Below are 18,624 nucleotides of genomic sequence, written 5' to 3' on the forward strand. Positions count from 1 at the left end.
AAGTAGCGCCAAGTGCCGTTCTGAACACTCAGGACGACACTTGGCGCTACCCGGTTGGGATGTCGGTACCGTCGAATAGGGTTGGGACATGGTCAAGCAACGGGTGGTGTTCGTGCACGGCGAGGGAAGCTTCGGCGCGGCCGCCTGGCCCCGGCAACACGGCATGGCGCTCACGTACGACGCCTTGTTCCTGCGCCGGCACGGCTACGATCCCGTCGCTGAACCAGTGGAGTCCTCCTTCGGGGCGGACACAGCGGTGATCCTTGAGGCACTGGCCGACGACGGCCGGGGAACCGCCGGCGGGCACGTTGTGGCGCATTCACAAGGGGCAGTGGCGGCCATGATGGCCGCCGTCGAACGGCCGGACCTGGTCCACTCCCTCACGCTGGTGGAGCCGGCCTGCCTGTCGCTGACAGCGGGCCTGCCTGCCACCGCCGCCCACATCAGGCTGATGCAGCCGCTTTTTGATGCCCGGCACCAGCTCAGCGACGAAGACTTCCAGCGTGGGTTTGTCCGCCGCGTGTACGCCACGGACCTCCAGGAGCCCACCTCGCTGGAGGAGAAGCGGTCCGCCCGGCGGCTGCGGCTGCAGGTACCCGCGTGGGAAGCGCCGCTGCACATTGTTCCGGGTGTGCCCACCCTGGTGCTGACCGGAGGCTGGGAACCACTGTATGAGGAAATCGCCGGCTACCTCCGGGAAACCGGCGCCCTGCACCGCATTGCTGCGGGCGGGCACCGGCCCCAGGACTCCCCGGACGGCGACCACGCCATCCGGGGATTCATCAGCGACGTCAGCCGTGGAGTGCAGGCCAAAGCATCCTGACCGGCCGCCGGCAGAAGCTGCCTAGCTTCCTGCCGGCATCACCGGCTCCGGCAGGTAAACCTTTCCGCCGGAAGCGAGGAACTCGTTGCTTTTTTCCCGCATGCCGGTGGCCATCTCCGCCAGCGCGGCCTGCGCTTCCGCGGAGCCGTATTCGTCCCGGATGTCCTGGCTGATCCGCATGGAGCAGAACTTGGGCCCGCACATGGAGCAGAAATGCGCTGTTTTGGCCGGTTCCGCGGGCAGGGTCTCGTCGTGGAAGGCCTCCGCCGTGACGGGGTCCAGTGACAGGGCGAACTGGTCCCGCCACCGGAACTCGAACCGTGCCTTGGACAGGGCATCGTCGCGTTCATGCGCTCCCGGGTGGCCTTTCGCCAGGTCAGCGGCGTGTGCGGCGATCTTGTAAGTGATCACGCCCGTTTTGACGTCATCCCGGTTGGGCAGGCCCAGATGCTCCTTCGGTGTGACGTAGCAGAGCATGGCCGTGCCGTACCGGGCGATCTCCGTGGCGCCGATCGCTGAAGTGATGTGGTCATAACCCGGAGCGACATCCGTGACCAGCGGTCCCAGGGTGTAGAAGGGGGCGCCCTTGCACAGCTCCTGCTGGCGTTCCACGTTCTCCCGCACCAGGTGGAAGGGCACGTGGCCCGGGCCTTCAACCATCACCTGCACGTCGTATTCCCAGGCCCGCTGGGTGAGCTCGGCCAGCGTGTCCAGTTCGGCGAACTGGGCGGCGTCGTTGGCGTCGGCAGTGGCACCCGGCCGGAGGCCGTCACCGAGGGAAAACGCGACGTCGTACCGCGCGAATATTTCGCACAGCTCGTCAAAGTGCGTGTAGAGGAAGTTCTCCTGGTGGTGCGCAAGGCACCAGCCGGCCATGATGGAACCACCGCGGGACACGATGCCGGTGACGCGGTTGGCGGTGAGCGGCACGTAGCGGAGCAGGACGCCGGCATGCACCGTCATGTAGTCCACGCCCTGCTCGCATTGCTCAATCACCGTGTCCCGGAAGATCTCCCAGGTCAGGGCGTTGGCTTCGCCGTTGACCTTCTCCAACGCCTGGTAGATGGGCACGGTCCCGATCGGGACCGGGGAGTTCCTGATGATCCACTCCCTCGTGGTGTGGATGTCATCGCCGGTGGACAGGTCCATCACGGTGTCGGCGCCCCACTGGGTGGCCCACTGGAGTTTGTCCACCTCATCGGCGATCGAGCTGGTCACCGCGGAATTGCCGATATTGGCATTGATTTTCACCAGGAACGCCTTGCCGATGATCATCGGCTCGGACTCGGGGTGGTTGATGTTGTTCGGGAGGATGGCGCGGCCGGCGGCGAGTTCGCTGCGCACCAGTTCAACGTCGCAATTTTCGCGCAGGGCCACAAACCGCATTTCCCGGGTGACGATGCCGTTCCGGGCATAATGCATCTGCGTGACGTTCCGCCCGCCGACGGCGCGGCGGGGCACCGGATGCGCTCCCTTCCACTCCGCGGAAGCCGCTCCGCGGCGCACCGCGGACCGGCCGTCGTCGAGCAGGTTCCGTTCCCTGCCGCCGTACTCCTCTGTGTCCCCGCGTGCCGCGATCCACTCCGTCCGGAACGGCGCCAGGCCCAGGACCGGATCACTTCCAGGGCCCGCAGTCCGGTAGGTCCGGAACGGGGAGTTTGCGGTACCTCCGGGGGAGGGCTCCAGCGCAATTTCCGTCACCGGAACTCTGATCCCGGCGGCCTGGTCTTCGAGGTAGGCCAGCGAGTGCGAGGCCAACGAACGGGTCTCCGCCCCCGTGCCGTCCCCGGTAGCAGGCAGATTTTGGGCAGGGTTGAACGGTGTTTTGGATGTATTCAAGGAATACTCACTTCCTTCGCCGGCATTACCCGGACAGGTTCGACGGTCGCAGGCTGCGTCAGCCCGATCTCAGCCCCTGCAGGGGCACCCGTGTGGTCACCAAGAAGCTACCACAAGCCCCGACCGGGGGTGTGTCACACTGCGGTGCTAGCCTGCATGCGTGACCACTAGCCCACATAAGGCCCAGGACGGGCCGCCACAAAAACCGTTTCCGGGCCCCCGGCGGCCGTCCGCTTTTCAAGGTGCGCGACAGTGACCCAGGTACTGGAGTTCAGCGGCCCGGTCCTCACCGGACCGGATACCGTGCGGCACGGCATGTGGTCGGTCGATGGCGTGCTGACGTTCAACCGGCCGCGGCAGGCACCCGGGAAAACCCTCGACGGGTGGGTCCTTCCCGGTTTTGTGGACGCGCACTGCCATCTGGGCCTGGGGCCGGGTGGCGCCGTGGGCCGGGAAGAAGCAGAGCAGCAGGCCCGCACGGACCGGGACGCCGGCACCCTCCTGGTCAGGGATGCGGGCGCACCGCTGGATACCCGCTGGCTGCAGTCAGGACGGGAGTTCCCGGTGCTTATCCGGGCCGGCAGGCACGTGGCCCGCACGCGGCGGTACCTGCGGGGATTCGCCGAGGAAGTGGAGCCGGCTGACCTGGTCCAGGCGGTGCGGAAGCAGGCGCGCGACGGCGACGGCTGGGTCAAGCTTGTGGGCGACTGGATTGACCGGGATGCCGGTGACCTCGCACCCTCCTTTCCTGCCGCCGTCGTCCGTGACGCCATCGCGGCGGCGCACGACGAAGGCGCCCGCGTTACCGCCCACTGTTTTGCAGCGGACACCCTGGACCAGATGCTGGACGGCGGCATCGACTGCATCGAACACGCCACCGGGCTGCAGCCACGGCACCTGCCGCGTTTCGCTGAACAGGGGGTACCCATCGTGCCCACCCTCATCAACATCGCCACCTTTCCTGACATCGCGGCCAGGGCGGAAGCGAAGTTCCCGCGCTACGCCGCACATATGCGCTCACTGTGGGAGCGGCGGGCGGAGCGGGTGCTGGAAGCCTTCGAGTCCGGGGTGCGGATTTTCGCGGGCACCGACGCCGGCAGCGTTATCCGGCACGGCCGGATCACGGACGAGATCCTTGCCCTGCATGGAGCCGGCCTGCCCATGGCCGCAGCACTCGATGCGGCCTGCTGGGCGGCCCGGGACTGGCTGGAAGCGGAAGGCATCCGCGAAGGGGAGCGGGCCGACGTCGTCCTGTGCGCAGGGGACCCGCGCCTCAACCCTCTGGACATCACCCGGCTTTCGCACGTGGTGCTTGGCGGGGAGTTGATTCGCTGAAGCCCTCGCACCTCGCTTGGAATAAATTGAAGCTTCAAGTAATTTTAAGAGTGAAGGCCCCCGCACCGAGGGCCCAGCACCAGGAGCACCCAATGACCGCAGCAGCCAGCAGCAGTGACCTTCTTCCCGCCGACCTCACCATGGGCACCGTGATGCTCAAGGTAGGCGACATGAAGGTCATGACCGATTACTACCAGCGCGCGCTCGGCCTGGAGGTGGTGGCCGAGCAGGACGGTGGACTGTACCTGGGCCGGCTGCAGAAGCCGCTGGTTCACCTTGCCCCAGCCCCCGGCCTGAACCTGCCCGGCATGGGAGAGGCGGGACTCTTCCACACCGCCCTGCTCTTCGAGGACCAGTCGGCGCTGGCCGCTACGGTGGCCTCCGCCGCCCGGTTTGAGCCCCGGTACTTCACCGGCAGCGCCGACCACCTGGTCAGTGAGGCCTTCTACTTCAATGACCCCGAGGGCAACGGCATTGAGCTGTACTGGGACCGGCCGCGGAGCAACTGGTCCTGGAACGGCACCGATGTGGTGATGGACAGCCTGGCACTTCCCCCGCAGCGCTACCTGGATACGCACCTCACCGAGGAATCCGTGGCAGGCCAGCAGGCCACCGGCGCCGGAGTGGGCCACGTCCACCTCCAGGTGGGCGATGTGCAGTCCGCCCATGACTTCTACGTCGGTGTCCTCGGCTTCGAAAAGACCGCCGGCTGGCACGGCCAGGCGCTCTTTGTCTCCGCCGGCCGCTACCACCACCACATGGCCATGAACGTCTGGAACAGCCGCGGCGCAGGACCCCGCAAGGACACCCTGGGCCTCGGCGAGGTACTGATCCAGGTACCGGCCGGGGACGACGTCGGATCCCTCGCCGACCGCCTCAAGGTGGCCGGCATCGCCGCCCACCACACCGGCGCCGAACTGCGCTTCGAGGATCCGTGGAAGAACAGCATTCGCGTCGCCGCAGCCTGAAGCCCGCGGCGGTGGCCGTGCACTAGGCTGAAACCGAAGGGCCGGGGCTGCGGTACCGCCGCGCCGGGAGGCCGCACCGTCAACGAAAACGAGGGACATTTCCATGGGCTTCACCGAGATCTTCGTGGCCACCCATGACGCAGCGCTGAAACATGCCGGCGTCCTGGATGCAGGCAGCAGCGCACCGGCCGCGAAGGCGGTGCGGATCACGGGAATCAGCGACTTCGAAGTGGAACAGCTCGGTGACCTCGCCGGCACAGCCGTCCACGCCGGCGGTGCCGACTACGAACTGACTATGGTGGACGTTTCCAGCGACTCGCTGCTGGCGGTCCCGCCCGCCATGGTCCGGGCGCTGGCAGACCTGCTCACCTACGAAACCGAGGGTGACGGCGAGGTCCTCGACGACGTTTCCGGGCAGTGGGCCGCCCAGGACGACATGCCGTTCGACGCCGCGAAGGCCAAGGAATACGTGCAGCAGGTCGCCGAACTCGCCGGCTCTGTGGATGACTCCGAGCGCACCGGCCTTTACGTCTGGTCCGCCTGAGCCTTCCGCCGCGGTTCCCCCGGCCTGAGGTCGGGGTGTCAAGTCGAAATCCGGACGCTGATCTGGCACAATGGACAGGTACTCGATCCGCGTGGCCCCTCTCTCCGCGTCCGGATCCTGTCCTTTGAACCTTCAAGTATGGCCCGCCCCACGGGTGCAGAACGATTGCTTCGCCCCTTTTCTGAAACAGGAGTGACCACAAAAGTGGCCGTAAAGATTCGCCTTAAGCGCTTTGGCAAAATGCGCGCACCGTACTACCGCATCGTCGTCGCCGATTCACGCACCAAGCGTGATGGCCGCGCCATCGAAGAAATCGGCAAGTACCACCCCACCGAAGAGCCCTCATACATCGAGGTTGACTCCGAGCGTGCACAGTACTGGCTCTCCGTCGGCGCCCAGCCGTCCGAGCAGGTTGCCGCCATCCTGAAGATCACCGGTGACTGGCAGAAGTACAAGGGCCTGCCGGGCCAGGAAGGCACCCTGAAGACGAAAGCTCCCAAGGAAGCCTTTGTTGCCCCGGAGAAGAAGTCCGTGATCATCCCGGAAGCCATCACCAAGAAGGCAGCCAAGTCTGACGCAGCCGAGGCGCCGGCCGAAGCAGAGACCACCGAGGCTGAGTAGATTGCTGGCAGACGCGCTCGAACACCTGGTCCGCGGAATCGTTGATTCCCCGGACGACGTCAAGGTCAGCTCCAAGAACAACCGCCGCGGGGACACTCTCGAGGTGCGGGTTCATCAGGAAGACCTCGGCCGGGTGATCGGCCGTCAAGGCCGCACGGCACGCGCCCTGCGCACCGTTGTGGCTGCCTTGGCCGGTGGCGAGCCGGTACGGGTCGACGTCGTCGATACCGACCGCCGCCGCTGAACGCCACGCAGTTTCAGCTTTACCTCCGGCCCCTCCACCCCTGGTGGAGGGGCCGGAGTGCTTTGACCCCACATCCAGTATTTCAATCCCGAACAGAGGAACACATGCAGCTCCAGGTGGCGCGTATCGGCAAACCCCACGGCATCCGCGGGGAAGTCACGGTCCAGGTCCTGACGGATGTTCCCGGCGACCGCTTTGCCCCCGGCACCGAGTTCGTGGTTGAACCGGCCTCCGCCGGCCCGCTGACGGTTGTCAGCGCACGCTGGAACAAGGACATCCTCCTGCTGGCCTTCGACGAGGTGGCCGACCGGAACCAGGCGGAAACCCTGCGGGGCGCCAAACTGTTCATCGAAACGGAGGAACTCGACGACGATGACGACGACGAGGGCTGGTACGAGCACGAGCTCGTCGGGCTCGAGGCCCGGGTTGCCGGTCGCGTGGTCGGAAAAATCGCCGCGCTGAACACCATGCCGGTCCAGGACCTCCTGATGGTCACTACCCCCGACGGAACCGAAATCCTCGTTCCTTTTGTGGAGCAGATCGTGCCCGAGGTCAACGTCGCCGGCGGCTACATCGTCATCACCCCGCCGGACGGACTTTTCGAAGTCAACACGGACGACGCCGGCGCCCCCGAAGGCCCGGAAGGCACCGCCTAGATGCGCGTCGACGTCGTCAGCATCTTTCCCGACTACCTGGCGCCCCTTGAACTGTCGCTGATCGGCAAGGCGCGCCAGGACGGGCTGCTGGACCTGGTGGTCCACGACCTCCGGACCTTCACCACCGACAAGCACCGTTCCGTGGACGACACGCCCTACGGCGGCGGCGCCGGAATGGTGATGAAGCCTGAGCCGTGGGCCGAGGCGCTGGCCGCGGTCGCGGGAATGCACCCCCAGGACGGTGGGAAGCCGGTCCTGATCGTCCCCTCGCCTGCCGGCGAGCGGTTCACGCAGGCGCTGGCTTATGAACTGGCCGAGGAAAAGCACCTCGCTTTTGCGTGCGGGCGCTATGAGGGCATCGACGAGCGGGTCATTGAATGGGCCCATGAGCACTTCACTGTCCGGCCCGTCAGCCTGGGTGACTACGTCCTCAACGGCGGCGAGGTAGCGGTCCTGGCCATGGTGGAGGCCATCGGCCGGCTGCTTCCCGGGGTGGTGGGAAATCCGGAATCACTCGTCGAGGAGTCCCACTCAGACGGGCTGTTGGAGTACCCCGTCTACACCAAGCCGTCCGTGTGGCGCGACCGTGAGGTCCCTGCGGTCCTGCTGAGCGGCAACCACGGCAAAATTGCGCAGTGGCGGCGCCACGAGCAGTACCGCCGGACGGCCGCCCGCCGCCCGGACCTGATGGACTCATTCGTTGCCGTCAACCTGCCGCGGGCGGACCGGAACGAGCTGTACAACCTGGGCTACGAGGTGGTGGACGGCGCCCTGGTGCGCCGCCCGGACGCGCAGCGGGACTGAACCTTCCGCGTCCTGGCCGGGTTGATTGGCTGTAAGCGCCGCGCTGTGGCAAAATTAGTCCTTGTGTCTGCTGGGTCCGCGCCTGCTACAGGGGGAGCGTTACCAACAGCCAAGACAACCGGCCCCTTCAATCAGTGACGGGGGCAGGACACTTACCTTTCGGCCGTGATTTCCGGTGCGCATCAGCGCCCGGGCCTGGCGGCCGTGACCCAAAGTGAATGACCTGTGGCGTTCACCAGGAGTGCAATCATGCATATTCTCGATTCCGTAGATGCAGCTTCGCTGCGCACCGATGTTCCCGCGTTCCGCGCAGGCGACAACCTCAAGGTGCACGTGAACATCATCGAAGGCAAGAACTCCCGTGTCCAGGTATTCCAGGGCTTCGTCCTGGGCCGCCAGGGTGACGGCGTCCGCGAGACCTTCACGGTCCGCAAGGTCTCCTTCGGCGTGGGCGTGGAGCGTACCTTCCCGGTGCACTCCCCGATCATCGACAAGATTGAGGTTGTCACCAAGGGTGACGTCCGCCGCGCCAAGCTGTACTACATGCGCGCACTGCGCGGCAAGGCTGCAAAGATCAAGGAAAAGCGCGACTTCAGCTCCGCCAAGTAGGTCCCTTCCGGACCTGCAAGGCCGGGCCGCAAGCCGTAGCCGGCCAGCGCCGGAGCCCTCCAGCACCAGCGCCCAGGATACGGATTATGGACCACACAAAACGCCAGCCCCGCAAAAAGGGCTGGCGTTTTGCGTTCCTGGCGCTGGCACTGGCCGTGGTTGCCAGCGGCCTGGTGCGCTCGTTGTGGCTGGACGTCTACTACATTCCATCGGAATCCATGGAACCCCTGCTCCAGGGCGGGGACCGGATCATGGTGTCCCGGACCGGCTTCCGGGACGAACCCGTTCAGCGCGGCGACATTGTGGTTTTTGACGGCCGGGGTACGTTCGCCCCGCTCAACAGCGGAAAGGGTCCGCTTGGCGACGCGGTCTCCGCGGTGACGCAGTGGCTGGGCCTGACCGGCAGCGACACCACCTACGTCAAGCGCGTTATCGGAGTGCCGGGCGACCACGTGGTGTGCTGCGACGCGGCCGGACAGGTCACCGTCAACGGGAAGCCGCTGGCGGAGCCGTACATCTTTTCCGGCGACGCCCCGAGCACCCAGAAGTTCAATTCCGTGGTCCCGGAGGGCCGGCTCTGGCTGATGGGCGACCACCGGTCCCTGTCGGCGGATTCACGCAGCCTGCTGGGCGCCCCCGGCGGCGGCATGGTTCCGGTGGACCGGATCATCGGCCGGCCGGTCCAGATCATCTGGCCGCTTGATAGATTTGCAGCAGTAGCCCGGCCGCCTTTGGCCGGAACATCAACAGAGAACGGACAGTAGATGCCCGAGAACAACGCGCGGCCTTCAGAGCCGCGTCCGGACGGCGCATCGGACCTCCCGTCCGGCGAAGCAACCAACCCCGCGGCGGCTGACGGCGAAACGGGTCCCCGCGCTGCGGAAACCGGCGCTGATGCAGGTGCCGCGGATTCCGGTCATTCGGATTCCGGCGCTTCGGAAGCCGGTACGCCGGCCGTTCCCCAGGGCCGCCGCTCCGCGAAGGCCCAGCCCACCGGCAGTCCGGTTTTCGCCTGGCTGAAGGAAGTGGCCACCGTTGTGGTCATTGCCGTGGTCCTGTCCTTCCTGATCAAGACCTTCCTCTTCCGGGCCTTCTTCATCCCTTCCCCTTCCATGGTGGAAACCCTGGAAGTCGATGACCGCATCTTCGTCAATCTCCTGGTCCCTGAGCCGTTCGGCCTGAACAGGGGAGACGTTGTGGTGTTCCGTGACACCAAGGGCTGGCTGCCGGCCGCACCCGACAAGGCGCAGGGTCCGTTCACCTGGATCCAGGACGGGCTGGCCTTTGTGGGGCTCCTCCCGGACAACTCCGAGCAGCACCTGGTGAAGCGGGTCATCGGCCTTCCCGGCGACCACGTCACGTGCTGCGACGCGGACGGGAAGCTCACCATCAACGGCGCGGCCATCAACGAGACCTACATCAACCCGGCCGAGATCCCGCAGGTACGCAATTTCGACGTTGTGGTCCCCGAAGGGAAGATCTGGGTCATGGGCGACAACCGCAACCACTCGGCGGATTCCCGTGCCCACACGGACGCCGACGGCGGGTTCATCGACCTCGACGACCTCGAAGGCAAGGCCGCTGTCATCGCCTGGCCGCTGAACCGCATCACCGCGCTGGATAACTACCCGGACGTGTTCCGGGGCGTCCCGGCGGCAGGCTGAGCATGTCCACCCCCGTGGACGCAGCGGAAACCCAGGCAGCCGCTGCGCCTGTCAGGGCCGTCCGGAAAACCGCCAAGGCCGCCAAAACGCCGGTCCGGTCAAAAGCGCCCACGTTGCGCTTTGAGCGCACCTTCAAGGCTGAGGGCGTACGCTACCTGGCCGGCGTGGACGAAGTTGGCCGCGGCGCACTGGCCGGACCTGTGAGCGTTGGCATCGCCGTTGTCGACCTGGCGAAGCAAAAGCCACTGGCCGGTGTCCGGGACAGCAAACTGCTCAGCGTCAGTGAGAGGGAGCGGCTGGAGCCCCTGGTCCGCCGCTGGAGCGTGGCCTGCGCGGTGGGCCACGCCACGGCTGCAGAGATCGACGCTGTGGGGATCATCGCGGCCCTGCGGCTGGCAGGCACCCGGGCCTGGAACAGCGTGCTGGCCGGTGGCATCGTTCCGGACCTGGTGCTGCTCGACGGGAACCACAACTGGCTCTCGGCCCCCGCCCAGGAGTCCCTCTTCGATGGCCCCGTCCTGGCGGCAGCCTGTGAAGCGCCGGTCCGCACCCGGATCAAAGCCGATATGCAGTGCCTCAGTGTCGCGGCAGCCAGCGTCATCGCCAAAGTTGAGCGGGACCAGGCCATGCGCACCCTCCACGCCGGCTATCCGGACTACGGCTGGGACGTCAACAAAGGCTACGCCACGTCCCTGCACCGCGACGCGATCAGGGCCGCCGGGCCGTCGCCGCACCACCGCGTCAGCTGGCGGCTTCTGGGCGGTGAACTACAGGACGCGGGGCAGTTACCGGCCGGAGAAGCCGCGGACGGCCTTGGAGGGGATTACTGACGCGGCAGTGCCACGGCGCTGACGGCGCCGGTCATGGTGCAAGATGGATGCATGAGTGCTGAGGATCTTGAAAACTATGAGACTGACATGGAGCTGCAGCTCTACCGTGAATACCGCGATGTTGTCAGCCTGTTCAGCTACGTTGTCGAGACCGAACGGCGTTTTTACCTTGCCAACCACGTGGACCTGCAGGCGCGGAGCGCAGACGGGGAAGTCTACTTCGACCTGACGCTGCAGGACGCCTGGGTCTGGGACGTGTACAGGTCGGCGCGCTTTGTGAAAAGCGTCAGGGTCCTCACCTTCAAGGACGTCAATGTCGAGGAACTTCCCCGCAACGAGGAACTGGCGCTGCCCAAGGATGTTGACCTGGGGAACTAGCAGGGCCTTGCCCCTCTCCTTTCCTCCACAGCTGCTGTCCCGGCCCCCTTTGTCCACATACCTGATCCCTGTGGTTCCGGCCATCGTGGCCTGGCTGCAGGCTGGTCGCGGAGGTGGTCATGAAATCCAAGGACCTTTTGGGCCGGCACGGCGAGGATCTCGCGGCGGGGTATCTCGAGTCGCTGGGCATGCTGGTAGTGGAGCGCAACTGGCGCTGTTCCGAGGGCGAAATCGACATTGTGGCCCTGGACGGGGACGCGTTGGTCATCGCCGAGGTGAAGACGCGGCGTTCCCTCGATTACGGGCACCCGTTTGAGGCGGTAGGGCAGGAGAAACTTTCCCGGCTCCACCGGCTGGGCTCGGCCTGGTGCCGGGCGCGGGAACTGCGGATGCCGCTGCGCCGGGTGGACGTGATCGCCGTGGTGGACGACGGCGGCGGCGAACCTGTGCTCGAACACCTCAAGGGGGTGGGGTGAGTGGCTTTGGGCCGCACGTACTCCATCGCCCTGGTGGGACTGAACGGTTACCTGGTGGAGGTGGAGGCCGACATAGGCCAGACGCTGCCCGCATTCGTTATCTTGGGCCTGCCCGACGCCTCGTTGAACGAAGCCAAGGAGAGGATCCGGTCCGCAGCCAAAAACTCCGGCATCCCCTTGAGCCGCAGGAAAATTACCGCGAACCTGATTCCGGCGTCACTGCCTAAACGCGGATCCGGCTTCGACCTTGCTGTCACCATCGCCGTACTGCGGGCTGCCAACGACATCCGGCCCACCGGCCGGACGGTGTTCATCGCCGAGCTGGGGCTGGACGGCCGGCTCCGGCCGGTCCGGGGCATCCTGCCGGCCGTTATGGCGTCCGTGCAGGCCGGTTTTCCGGACATCGTGGTGGCCCAGGCCAACTTCGCTGAAGCCGCCCTGGTTCCCGGCGCCAAAGTCCGGGGGTACCGTACGCTCGCCCGGCTGGCGCTGGACTGCGGTGCCGATCCGCAGGACCTTGCACTGGACTTTGAACCCGAGGACCCGGAAGAAGCAGGGGCCGCAGGCGCTGACCCTGGCCCGGGTCCGGACATGGCGGACGTGTCCGGCCAGGCGGAAGCCAGGCGTGCCCTGGAAGTCGCGGCCGCGGGCGCCCACCACCTGCTTCTGACGGGACCTCCCGGCGCGGGGAAAACCATGCTTGCAGAACGGCTTCCCGGGCTGCTGCCGGACCTCGCGGACCAGGAAGCCATGGAGGTGACGGCCATCCACTCGCTCTGCGGGTTGCCGTCAGCTGCGGTTCAGCTGCTGCGGCGGCCGCCGTTTGAGAATCCCCATCATTCGGCTACTGCGGCCGCCATCATCGGTGGCGGCTCCGGCCTGCCGCGGCCCGGTGCTGCATCCCGGGCCCACCGTGGTGTGTTGTTCCTGGACGAGGCACCGGAATACGAAAGCCGGGTGCTTGATGCACTTCGCCAACCGTTGGAAAGCGGCGAACTGGTGATCCACCGGTCGGCGGGGACAGCCGCCTACCCGGCGCGGTTCCAGCTGGTCCTGGCCGCCAACCCCTGCCCCTGCGGCAAAGCCTCCGGCAAGGGCCTCGAGTGCACGTGCACCCCGATGGCCCGGCGGCGGTACCTTTCCCGGCTCTCCGGGCCTCTGCTGGACCGGGTAGACATCCAACTGCAGGTGGAGCGCGTGTCGCTCGCCGAGTTCGGCCAGGCCGGGGCGGAGGAAAACACCGCAGCCATCGCACAGCGCGTAGGTTCCGCCCGGGCCCGTCAGACGGGGCGGCTGGGCAGGTTTGGATTGGACACCAATTCGCAGGTTCCCGGGCGGATCCTGCGTGGCGAGCTGAAGCTGGCACCGGCGTCAACCAGAATCCTGGACCGCTCCCTCGAACGCGGAATCCTCACGGCACGCGGCTATGACCGGGTGCTTCGACTGGCGTGGACGCTTGCGGACCTGGGCCTGCGTGACACCCCGGACGATAACGACATCGGCCAGGCACTGAGCCTGCGCCAGGCATCGGCGGTGGCGGCATGATCGGCGGCGGGTTCAGCGGGGAGCGGATTGCCAGGGCAGCGTTATCCCGGCTGATGGAGCCGCAGGACGCGGCCGGGCTCGCGCTGGTGCAGGTGGCGGGCGCCGTGGACGGCCTGCGGATCGCCACCGGCCAGCTGGCTGCCGGTCCCGAACTGGAGCGGGAAATGACGGGACTGCTTGCCGCCGGCGGTTCGGGCCCGGGTTGGTCGGGGCTGGGTGCCGCCCTGAAGCGCTGGCTGCCGCGCAGTCCGGAGCTGGCGCCGGAACGGGATCTGGCCACCATGGCACGGTTGGGCGGGCGGATGATTATCCCCTCGGACCCGTTGTGGCCGGTCCAATTGGCCGATCTGGGACTCCAGGAGCCGCTCTGCCTGTGGTGGCGGGGCACTGAGCAACCCCTCCGGGCGGCGGCGCGGTGCATTGCCATGGTGGGTTCGCGGGACAGTACCAGCTACGGCGCCACGGTGACGGGGGACCTGGCCTACTCCCTGGCGCAGCGTGGCTACACGGTGGTGTCCGGCGGAGCGTACGGCATTGATGCCCATGCCCACCGGGCTGCATTGGCCGGCGGCGTCGGGCCGTTGCCCACCATCGCCGTTATGGCCGGTGGCGTGGACAGGTTCTATCCGTCCGGAAATGAGGATCTCCTGCGGGCTGTGTGCAACCAGGGGGCGGTGCTTGCCGAGGTCCCGCCTGGCTCTGCGCCCACGCGCTACCGGTTCCTCCAAAGGAACCGGCTCATCGCGGCCCTTGCCGCCGTAACCGTGGTCGTGGAGGCACGCTGGCGCTCCGGCGCGTTGAACACAGCCCACCACGCGGAAATGCTGGGCCGGTCGGTGGGTGCCGTGCCGGGATCGGTGCACAGTGCCAATTCCGCCGGCTGCCACCGGCTGCTGCGGGATGGTGGTGCCGTGTGTGTCACCGACGCGGCTGAAGTCGCGGAGCTGGCTTCCGCCAGCGGTGACGGCTTGGCGGAGGACTTCCGCCAGGGCGCCGTCCAGGTGCAGGACGGACTGACCCTTGAGGACCTGATTCTGCTCGATGCCCTGCCGCTGCGGTCCACCACATCCATTGAGAAGCTTGGTGTGGTGGCCGGCCTGGGGCAGGAGTCCGTCCGGGCAGGCCTTGGACGGCTGGGTTTGTTGGGACTGGCCGTTTCGGAGCGTGGCGGGTGGAAACGGGGCAAAGCAGATGCCTGACAGGGGGCGCCGGCGGTCCGGTGCAGGACAGCTGGCGCCCCGGGGCCTTAGGGCGTTGTTTCCTGCAGCTGCGGGTATACAACGTCGATCGGAGCGCTGAGCCCCGCTTTGAGCTGCACGGAGGTCTGGTCTGCCAGGACCTCATGGGCGCCTGCCTCGAGGCCGTCCAGGACGGAGTGGACAACCTCAGCGGGGTCGGCCTTGGCATCGTCGGTGTGGGCCGCCATGGCCGTGTCCACGTAGCCGACATGGACACCAACCACCTGGACCCCGGCAGGAGCGAGTTCAAGTCGGAGTGAATTTGTGGCTGACCACAGCGCAGCTTTGGTGGCACTGTAGATGCCCGCGACGGCGTACCAGCTCAAAGCGGAGTGGATGTCGATGATGGCTGCGTTGTGGTTGGCCCTGAGGGCTGGTGCCAAGGCCCGCGCCAGAAAGAGCGGACCCAGGAAGTTGGTCTCCACGTTGCGGCGGATTTCCTCGTCAGTGTGCATCAGGATGCCCGGGGTGGACACGGCAGCACCGGCGTTGTTGATCAGCACGGTCACGTCCGGCGCAGCGGCGGCTGCAGCCGCGATGGATTCGGAATCTGTGACGTCAAGAGTCAGCGGGACAACCCTGGGGTCATCCCATGACTGGGGCGTACGGGCACTGGCATACACTTTTGCGGCGCCGCGCGCCAAAGCCTGGTGGACGAAGTGCGTGCCGAGGCCGCCGTTGGCGCCGGTGACGAGGACGATTGCTCCGTTGAGTGAAGTCATTGTTGGTGCTCTTTTCTGGTGAAGATCATGCTTGTGGGTGGGTGGCAGCGCTGGACGCCGCCTGCGATGGAAAGTTGGCCGGGGTCAGGCGCTGGCAAGCGTTGGGTAGTCTGTGTAGCCTGCGGCGCCGCCTGCGTACAGCGTGGCTGGATCCAGCTCGTTCAGGGCGCTGCCGGTCCTGAGCCGTTCCACGACGTCCGGGTTGGCCAGGGCGAAGCGGCCCAAGGGAGCAATGTCGGCCAGCCCGGCGTCGATCTCGTCTGCAATCTGCTCCTTGGTGCGTCCGTATCGGAGTACCAGGACGGCTGTGGGCCAGAGGTCGCGGAACGAGCGCAGGAGCTCGTCGTCACCGAGGTGGTGGACGTGCAGGTAAGCGAGCTTCAGCGTGGCAAGCTGGCCCACCAGGTGGGTGTACTGCCGGCGGACGCTTTCGGTATCACCTTCGTCGATTCCGCCCAACGGGAAGGCGGGGGAGATGCGGATGCCCGTGCGGTCGGCGCCGATTTCCCCGGCAACTGCCCTGGCCACTTCCACAACAAAACGGGCCCTGTTCGCTACGGACCCGCCGTAGCCGTCGGTTCGGGTGTTGGCGTTGGGGGACAGGAACTGGTGGAGGAGGTAACCGTTGGCGCCGTGGATCTCCACTCCGTCGGCTCCCGCTTCAATCGCCGCCGCGGCCGCCTTCCGGAAGTCAGCGATGGTTTGCTGGATTCCTTCGGAGTCGAGTTCCAGGGGAACCGGTGTCTTCTTCGGACCGGTTGGAGTGAACATATCCTGTTCGGCGGAGATGGCCGACGGCGCTACCGGCTGTCGGTGGTGGGGAGTGTTTTCCGGGTGGGACATGCGCCCAACGTGCATCAGTTGAATGAACAGATGCCCACCGCGTGCATGGACTGCTTCGGCGACCTCCCGCCAGCCCTGGATCTGCTCTGCCGTGTAGATCCCGGGTGTGTTCAGGTAGCCCTGCCCATCAGCGGACGGCTGCGCACCTTCGGTGATGAGCAACCCGAGTGACGCGCGCTGTCCGTAATATTCGGCCATCAGTGGTCCGGGGGTGCCATCGGCATTTGCGCGGTTCCGGGTCATTGGTGCCATGGCCAGGCGGTGGGGAAGCTCAAGACGGCCTAGAGTGGTCGGTTGCCAGAGGGAAGCTGAAATCATGGGTGGGTGATCCTTCGCACTATTTGTGAGGGGTTTGAACGAGGCCGGTCAACGGCTCGTGGAGATCGGCCGTGGGAGAATGGTTCGGAGATACCGGCATCCCGATGCGTTGACTATACTCATAACTGAGTATGGTCATTAATTATTCCAGAAAGAAAACAACCCATGGGCACCGCAGAGCAGCCGCCAGGACGACGCGAACGGAACAAGCAGGAGAAGCTGGACCGCATCAAGGCTGCGGCAGACCAGCTGTTCGCTGAATTCGGTGTGGACGATGTCACCACGCAGCAGATCGCCGAGAAAGCTGACATCGGCGCGGGAACTTTGTTCCTGTATGCCAAAAGCAAGGGCGAGCTTTTGCTCATGGTGCAAAACGCCACCTATGCCGAGGCGCTCGCAGCGGGCAAAGCGAAAGCGTCTGCCATCAATGACCCCACCGACGCCGTGCTGGCAATTGTCCGGCCGATCGTCGAATGCAACCGGAAGCAGGTGGACAACGGACGGACCTATCTTCGCGAAATGGCGTTCGGAGACCCGCAGGAACCCCGCCATGGGGAGGCGCTTGCGATCGTCGGCGAGACCGAGGAGGCCATGGCCGGTCTCCTGTCGGACCGCGGGAACTTCAATGCTGCCGAGGCTGCGACGCTGGCCAGGGTGATCTCGGCAGTGATGTTCCTCAGCATGGCGGTCAGCCTCAACGCGGCCGCGGATGCCGACCAGGTGTTCCAGGACATCAAGGGCCAAGTTGAAGTGCTGCTGACCCGCTGACCGCTGCCGCGCCGATCCGGTTACCGGCTGCTGGACGATACTCTCATTCCGGTGCGGTCAGTCTCTGGCCACCCCGGACGTAAGTCAGCGTTTTTTGCCACGTCGTAGGCGTGGATCGCTGATACGGCGGGTGCCAGCAGGCTGCTGACACCGCCGGCACCGCCTGCCGTGCAGAAGTTGTCCCGGTCATCGGCCCCGGCAAGCTCCGTAAGGCCAGTCACGCCGCGTACCAGCGGGACGTGTTCGGGGCAGCCGCATACGGGAGGGCGCGGCGGAAAACGTTGACTTCGTCCTGGTACGCCAGCGCTGTTTGCTTGCGGCCCAGCAGTGGCGACAGGAGGGAGGTGAAGGTTACTTCCGCAAGGCCATCAATCTTCCGCCCATCCCATCCTGGCGGGGCTTGTCGCTGCGCATCCACAAGAGAATGGAGCTGGCGAAGTGCTTGCTGACGGCGGTGCGCGGATTGTCATCCATTGTGGAGCCTGCCTTTTTGCGGAATAGTTGGGTCAGGATGCCAGGAAACGGGTGGCCAACGGCGCAAATTCCTCGTGGAACTGGAAGATTCCGCCGTGGCCTGAGTCGAAGTAGATCACCAGTTCGCTGCCCGTGATTCGCTGGTGCAGGTCATTCGAGAGGATTGAGGGCACCATTCTGTCGTTGTCGCCGTTGGCGATCAGTGTAGGCAGGGTCAGGTGTGACAGGTCGGATGGAGCCGACCGGCCAAAACGCTGGATGGCCCGCAACTGTGTCTGGAACGCCTTCAGGCTGATCTCGCTGTCCCGACCGGCGGTACGCTCCTGCAGCCGCTTGATGAAGGCTTTACCCGCCCGCTTTCCCGTGGCGTTGCGGTTGAAGAAGAGAAACTCTTTGGGGTCCGAGCGGGTGATCCCCGCGCGGACCAGGTCGAGGTACGTGGTGCGCAGGACCTTGTCCATGTCCTTGCCGCCCCGGGGGCCAGTGCCGGTCAGGACCAGCTTCCGGACCAGGTCCGGGTGCTTCACCACGAGGTCCTGCGCCACCATCCCGCCCATGGAAAACGAAAAGACGTCGATCCTGGTGTACCCGAGTGCCTTGATGAAGGTGAAGGCATCGTCGGCCATCTCCTCGATGGTTTGTGGAACCTGGCCGGTGGAAGCTCCCACACCCTTGTTGTCGAAGGTAATGACGTGCCGGTGGCGGGCGATGGGATCCACGATCCGGGGATCCCAGTTATCCAGCGTCGCTGCCAAGTGGACAAAAAACACCACGGGAATGCCGCCCTTGGGCCCCAGCTCACGGTATGCGTAGGTGGTGCCTCCGGCGTCTACCGTGCTGGTGGGCGCCTGGGCGTAGGACGCGATAACCGGTTCGGCGCTGTTGTTGCTGCTCATGGCTGGTTCTCCTTTGAGGGTGACTGAAT

At 66.0% G+C, this 18,624-nt stretch carries 22 protein-coding genes and 1 riboswitch; of the genes, 17 read left to right on the forward strand and 5 right to left on the reverse strand.

From position 1 onward, the window contains the following. Nucleotides 1-88 precede the first annotated feature (88 nt). Entirely contained in the window at nucleotides 89-823 is a 735-nt protein-coding gene (locus QRN07_RS10445) for an alpha/beta fold hydrolase (protein WP_050687084.1), read from the forward strand. A 21-nt stretch (nucleotides 824-844) separates the two neighbouring features. Here the strand turns inward: QRN07_RS10445 and thiC are convergent, their stop codons facing one another. Beyond that, on the reverse strand, nucleotides 845-2,662 hold the full coding sequence (gene thiC, locus QRN07_RS10450; RefSeq protein ID WP_050687086.1) for a phosphomethylpyrimidine synthase ThiC: 1,818 nt from the start codon (nucleotides 2,660-2,662) through the stop codon (nucleotides 845-847). After that, nucleotides 2,657-2,764, reverse strand: a riboswitch (TPP riboswitch). (Overlaps the previous gene by 6 nt.) A 150-nt stretch (nucleotides 2,765-2,914) precedes the next feature. Here thiC and QRN07_RS10455 point away from each other — a divergent pair. The 15 genes from QRN07_RS10455 to dprA all read left to right on the forward strand — a co-directional run bounded on the left by QRN07_RS10455 (nucleotide 2,915) and on the right by dprA (nucleotide 14,535). Then, nucleotides 2,915-3,997, forward strand: coding sequence for an amidohydrolase family protein (locus tag QRN07_RS10455; protein ID WP_050687088.1), 1,083 nt, complete (start codon nucleotides 2,915-2,917; stop codon nucleotides 3,995-3,997). Nucleotides 3,998-4,089: 92 nt separating this feature from the next. Continuing rightward, nucleotides 4,090-4,965, forward strand: coding sequence for a VOC family protein (locus QRN07_RS10460; protein ID WP_285240987.1), 876 nt, complete (start codon nucleotides 4,090-4,092; stop codon nucleotides 4,963-4,965). Nucleotides 4,966-5,068: 103 nt separating this feature from the next. Beyond that, entirely contained in the window at nucleotides 5,069-5,509 is a 441-nt protein-coding gene (locus QRN07_RS10465; RefSeq protein WP_050687091.1) for a hypothetical protein, read from the forward strand. A 204-nt stretch (nucleotides 5,510-5,713) separates the two neighbouring features. Next, a complete protein-coding gene (gene rpsP, locus QRN07_RS10470) occupies nucleotides 5,714-6,130 on the forward strand; it encodes a 30S ribosomal protein S16 (RefSeq protein WP_050687150.1) in 417 nt (138 codons plus the stop codon). Nucleotide 6,131: 1 nt separating this feature from the next. Next, nucleotides 6,132-6,374: an RNA-binding protein gene (locus tag QRN07_RS10475; RefSeq protein ID WP_050687093.1), complete on the forward strand. Its 243-nt coding sequence runs from the start codon at nucleotides 6,132-6,134 to the stop codon at nucleotides 6,372-6,374. Between the two features lie 104 nt (nucleotides 6,375-6,478). Continuing rightward, nucleotides 6,479-7,030 (forward strand): ribosome maturation factor RimM, encoded by a 552-nt coding sequence (gene rimM / locus QRN07_RS10480; protein ID WP_285240988.1) that lies wholly within the window; start codon nucleotides 6,479-6,481, stop codon nucleotides 7,028-7,030. Beyond that, nucleotides 7,031-7,834, forward strand: coding sequence for a tRNA (guanosine(37)-N1)-methyltransferase TrmD (gene trmD / locus QRN07_RS10485; RefSeq protein WP_050687098.1), 804 nt, complete (start codon nucleotides 7,031-7,033; stop codon nucleotides 7,832-7,834). Nucleotides 7,835-8,083: 249 nt separating this feature from the next. Then, nucleotides 8,084-8,443: a 50S ribosomal protein L19 gene (gene rplS, locus QRN07_RS10490; protein WP_050687100.1), complete on the forward strand. Its 360-nt coding sequence runs from the start codon at nucleotides 8,084-8,086 to the stop codon at nucleotides 8,441-8,443. A gap of 86 nt (nucleotides 8,444-8,529) precedes the next feature. Next, the gene (gene lepB, locus QRN07_RS10495; RefSeq protein ID WP_285240989.1) at nucleotides 8,530-9,207 is read left to right on the forward strand and encodes a signal peptidase I; all 678 of its coding nucleotides are present in this window, start codon (nucleotides 8,530-8,532) and stop codon (nucleotides 9,205-9,207) included. Continuing rightward, a complete protein-coding gene (lepB, locus tag QRN07_RS10500) occupies nucleotides 9,208-10,107 on the forward strand; it encodes a signal peptidase I (protein WP_050687104.1) in 900 nt (299 codons plus the stop codon). Nucleotides 10,108-10,109: 2 nt separating this feature from the next. After that, nucleotides 10,110-10,937 (forward strand): ribonuclease HII, encoded by an 828-nt coding sequence (gene rnhB / locus QRN07_RS10505; RefSeq protein ID WP_082178376.1) that lies wholly within the window; start codon nucleotides 10,110-10,112, stop codon nucleotides 10,935-10,937. Nucleotides 10,938-10,988: 51 nt separating this feature from the next. Further along, nucleotides 10,989-11,315: a DUF2469 domain-containing protein gene (locus QRN07_RS10510; RefSeq protein ID WP_050687107.1), complete on the forward strand. Its 327-nt coding sequence runs from the start codon at nucleotides 10,989-10,991 to the stop codon at nucleotides 11,313-11,315. 119 nt (nucleotides 11,316-11,434) lie between these two features. Continuing rightward, a complete protein-coding gene (locus tag QRN07_RS10515) occupies nucleotides 11,435-11,791 on the forward strand; it encodes a YraN family protein (RefSeq protein ID WP_050687108.1) in 357 nt (118 codons plus the stop codon). Continuing rightward, the gene (locus QRN07_RS10520) at nucleotides 11,792-13,336 is read left to right on the forward strand and encodes a YifB family Mg chelatase-like AAA ATPase (protein WP_056598656.1); all 1,545 of its coding nucleotides are present in this window, start codon (nucleotides 11,792-11,794) and stop codon (nucleotides 13,334-13,336) included. Then, the gene (gene dprA / locus QRN07_RS10525; RefSeq protein WP_285240990.1) at nucleotides 13,333-14,535 is read left to right on the forward strand and encodes a DNA-processing protein DprA; all 1,203 of its coding nucleotides are present in this window, start codon (nucleotides 13,333-13,335) and stop codon (nucleotides 14,533-14,535) included. Before QRN07_RS10520 ends, dprA begins: the two co-directional genes overlap by 4 nt. A 47-nt stretch (nucleotides 14,536-14,582) precedes the next feature. On the opposite strand, the gene QRN07_RS10530 is transcribed toward dprA, so the two are convergent. Further along, complete coding sequence (locus QRN07_RS10530) at nucleotides 14,583-15,296, reverse strand: SDR family oxidoreductase (protein WP_285240991.1); 714 nt, start codon at nucleotides 15,294-15,296, stop codon at nucleotides 14,583-14,585. Nucleotides 15,297-15,380: 84 nt separating this feature from the next. Next, the gene (locus tag QRN07_RS10535; RefSeq protein WP_285240992.1) at nucleotides 15,381-16,457 is read right to left on the reverse strand and encodes an alkene reductase; all 1,077 of its coding nucleotides are present in this window, start codon (nucleotides 16,455-16,457) and stop codon (nucleotides 15,381-15,383) included. Between the two features lie 165 nt (nucleotides 16,458-16,622). Between QRN07_RS10535 and QRN07_RS10540 the strand changes: the two genes are divergently transcribed. Then, a complete protein-coding gene (locus QRN07_RS10540) occupies nucleotides 16,623-17,225 on the forward strand; it encodes a TetR/AcrR family transcriptional regulator (protein ID WP_050687123.1) in 603 nt (200 codons plus the stop codon). Nucleotides 17,226-17,442: 217 nt separating this feature from the next. Here the strand turns inward: QRN07_RS10540 and QRN07_RS10545 are convergent, their stop codons facing one another. Continuing rightward, on the reverse strand, nucleotides 17,443-17,643 hold the full coding sequence (locus QRN07_RS10545; protein WP_285240993.1) for a hypothetical protein: 201 nt from the start codon (nucleotides 17,641-17,643) through the stop codon (nucleotides 17,443-17,445). Nucleotides 17,644-17,731: 88 nt separating this feature from the next. Beyond that, on the reverse strand, nucleotides 17,732-18,595 hold the full coding sequence (locus QRN07_RS10550; protein WP_285240994.1) for an alpha/beta fold hydrolase: 864 nt from the start codon (nucleotides 18,593-18,595) through the stop codon (nucleotides 17,732-17,734). Nucleotides 18,596-18,624: the final 29 nt, after the last annotated feature.

This window comes from Pseudarthrobacter sp. MEB009 (assembly GCF_030208875.1).
GTDB lineage: Bacteria > Actinomycetota > Actinomycetes > Actinomycetales > Micrococcaceae > Arthrobacter.

What these genes read in the sequence shown, in the direction of transcription:
- QRN07_RS10445 (WP_050687084.1), top strand. Translation starts at nt 89, where the DNA reads ATGGTCAAGCAACGGGTGGTGTTCGTGCACGGCGAGGGAAGCTTCGGC.
- QRN07_RS10460 (WP_285240987.1), top strand. Translation starts at nt 4,090, where the DNA reads ATGACCGCAGCAGCCAGCAGCAGTGACCTTCTTCCCGCCGACCTCACC.
- QRN07_RS10465 (WP_050687091.1), top strand. Translation starts at nt 5,069, where the DNA reads ATGGGCTTCACCGAGATCTTCGTGGCCACCCATGACGCAGCGCTGAAA.
- rimM (WP_285240988.1), top strand. Translation starts at nt 6,479, where the DNA reads ATGCAGCTCCAGGTGGCGCGTATCGGCAAACCCCACGGCATCCGCGGG.
- trmD (WP_050687098.1), top strand. Translation starts at nt 7,031, where the DNA reads ATGCGCGTCGACGTCGTCAGCATCTTTCCCGACTACCTGGCGCCCCTT.
- rplS (WP_050687100.1), top strand. Translation starts at nt 8,084, where the DNA reads ATGCATATTCTCGATTCCGTAGATGCAGCTTCGCTGCGCACCGATGTT.
- lepB (WP_285240989.1), top strand. Translation starts at nt 8,530, where the DNA reads ATGGACCACACAAAACGCCAGCCCCGCAAAAAGGGCTGGCGTTTTGCG.
- lepB (WP_050687104.1), top strand. Translation starts at nt 9,208, where the DNA reads ATGCCCGAGAACAACGCGCGGCCTTCAGAGCCGCGTCCGGACGGCGCA.
- rnhB (WP_082178376.1), top strand. Translation starts at nt 10,110, where the DNA reads ATGTCCACCCCCGTGGACGCAGCGGAAACCCAGGCAGCCGCTGCGCCT.
- QRN07_RS10510 (WP_050687107.1), top strand. Translation starts at nt 10,989, where the DNA reads ATGAGTGCTGAGGATCTTGAAAACTATGAGACTGACATGGAGCTGCAG.
- QRN07_RS10515 (WP_050687108.1), top strand. Translation starts at nt 11,435, where the DNA reads ATGAAATCCAAGGACCTTTTGGGCCGGCACGGCGAGGATCTCGCGGCG.
- dprA (WP_285240990.1), top strand. Translation starts at nt 13,333, where the DNA reads ATGATCGGCGGCGGGTTCAGCGGGGAGCGGATTGCCAGGGCAGCGTTA.
- QRN07_RS10530 (WP_285240991.1), bottom strand. Translation starts at nt 15,296, where the DNA reads ATGACTTCACTCAACGGAGCAATCGTCCTCGTCACCGGCGCCAACGGC.
- QRN07_RS10535 (WP_285240992.1), bottom strand. Translation starts at nt 16,457, where the DNA reads ATGATTTCAGCTTCCCTCTGGCAACCGACCACTCTAGGCCGTCTTGAG.
- QRN07_RS10540 (WP_050687123.1), top strand. Translation starts at nt 16,623, where the DNA reads ATGGGCACCGCAGAGCAGCCGCCAGGACGACGCGAACGGAACAAGCAG.
- QRN07_RS10550 (WP_285240994.1), bottom strand. Translation starts at nt 18,595, where the DNA reads ATGAGCAGCAACAACAGCGCCGAACCGGTTATCGCGTCCTACGCCCAG.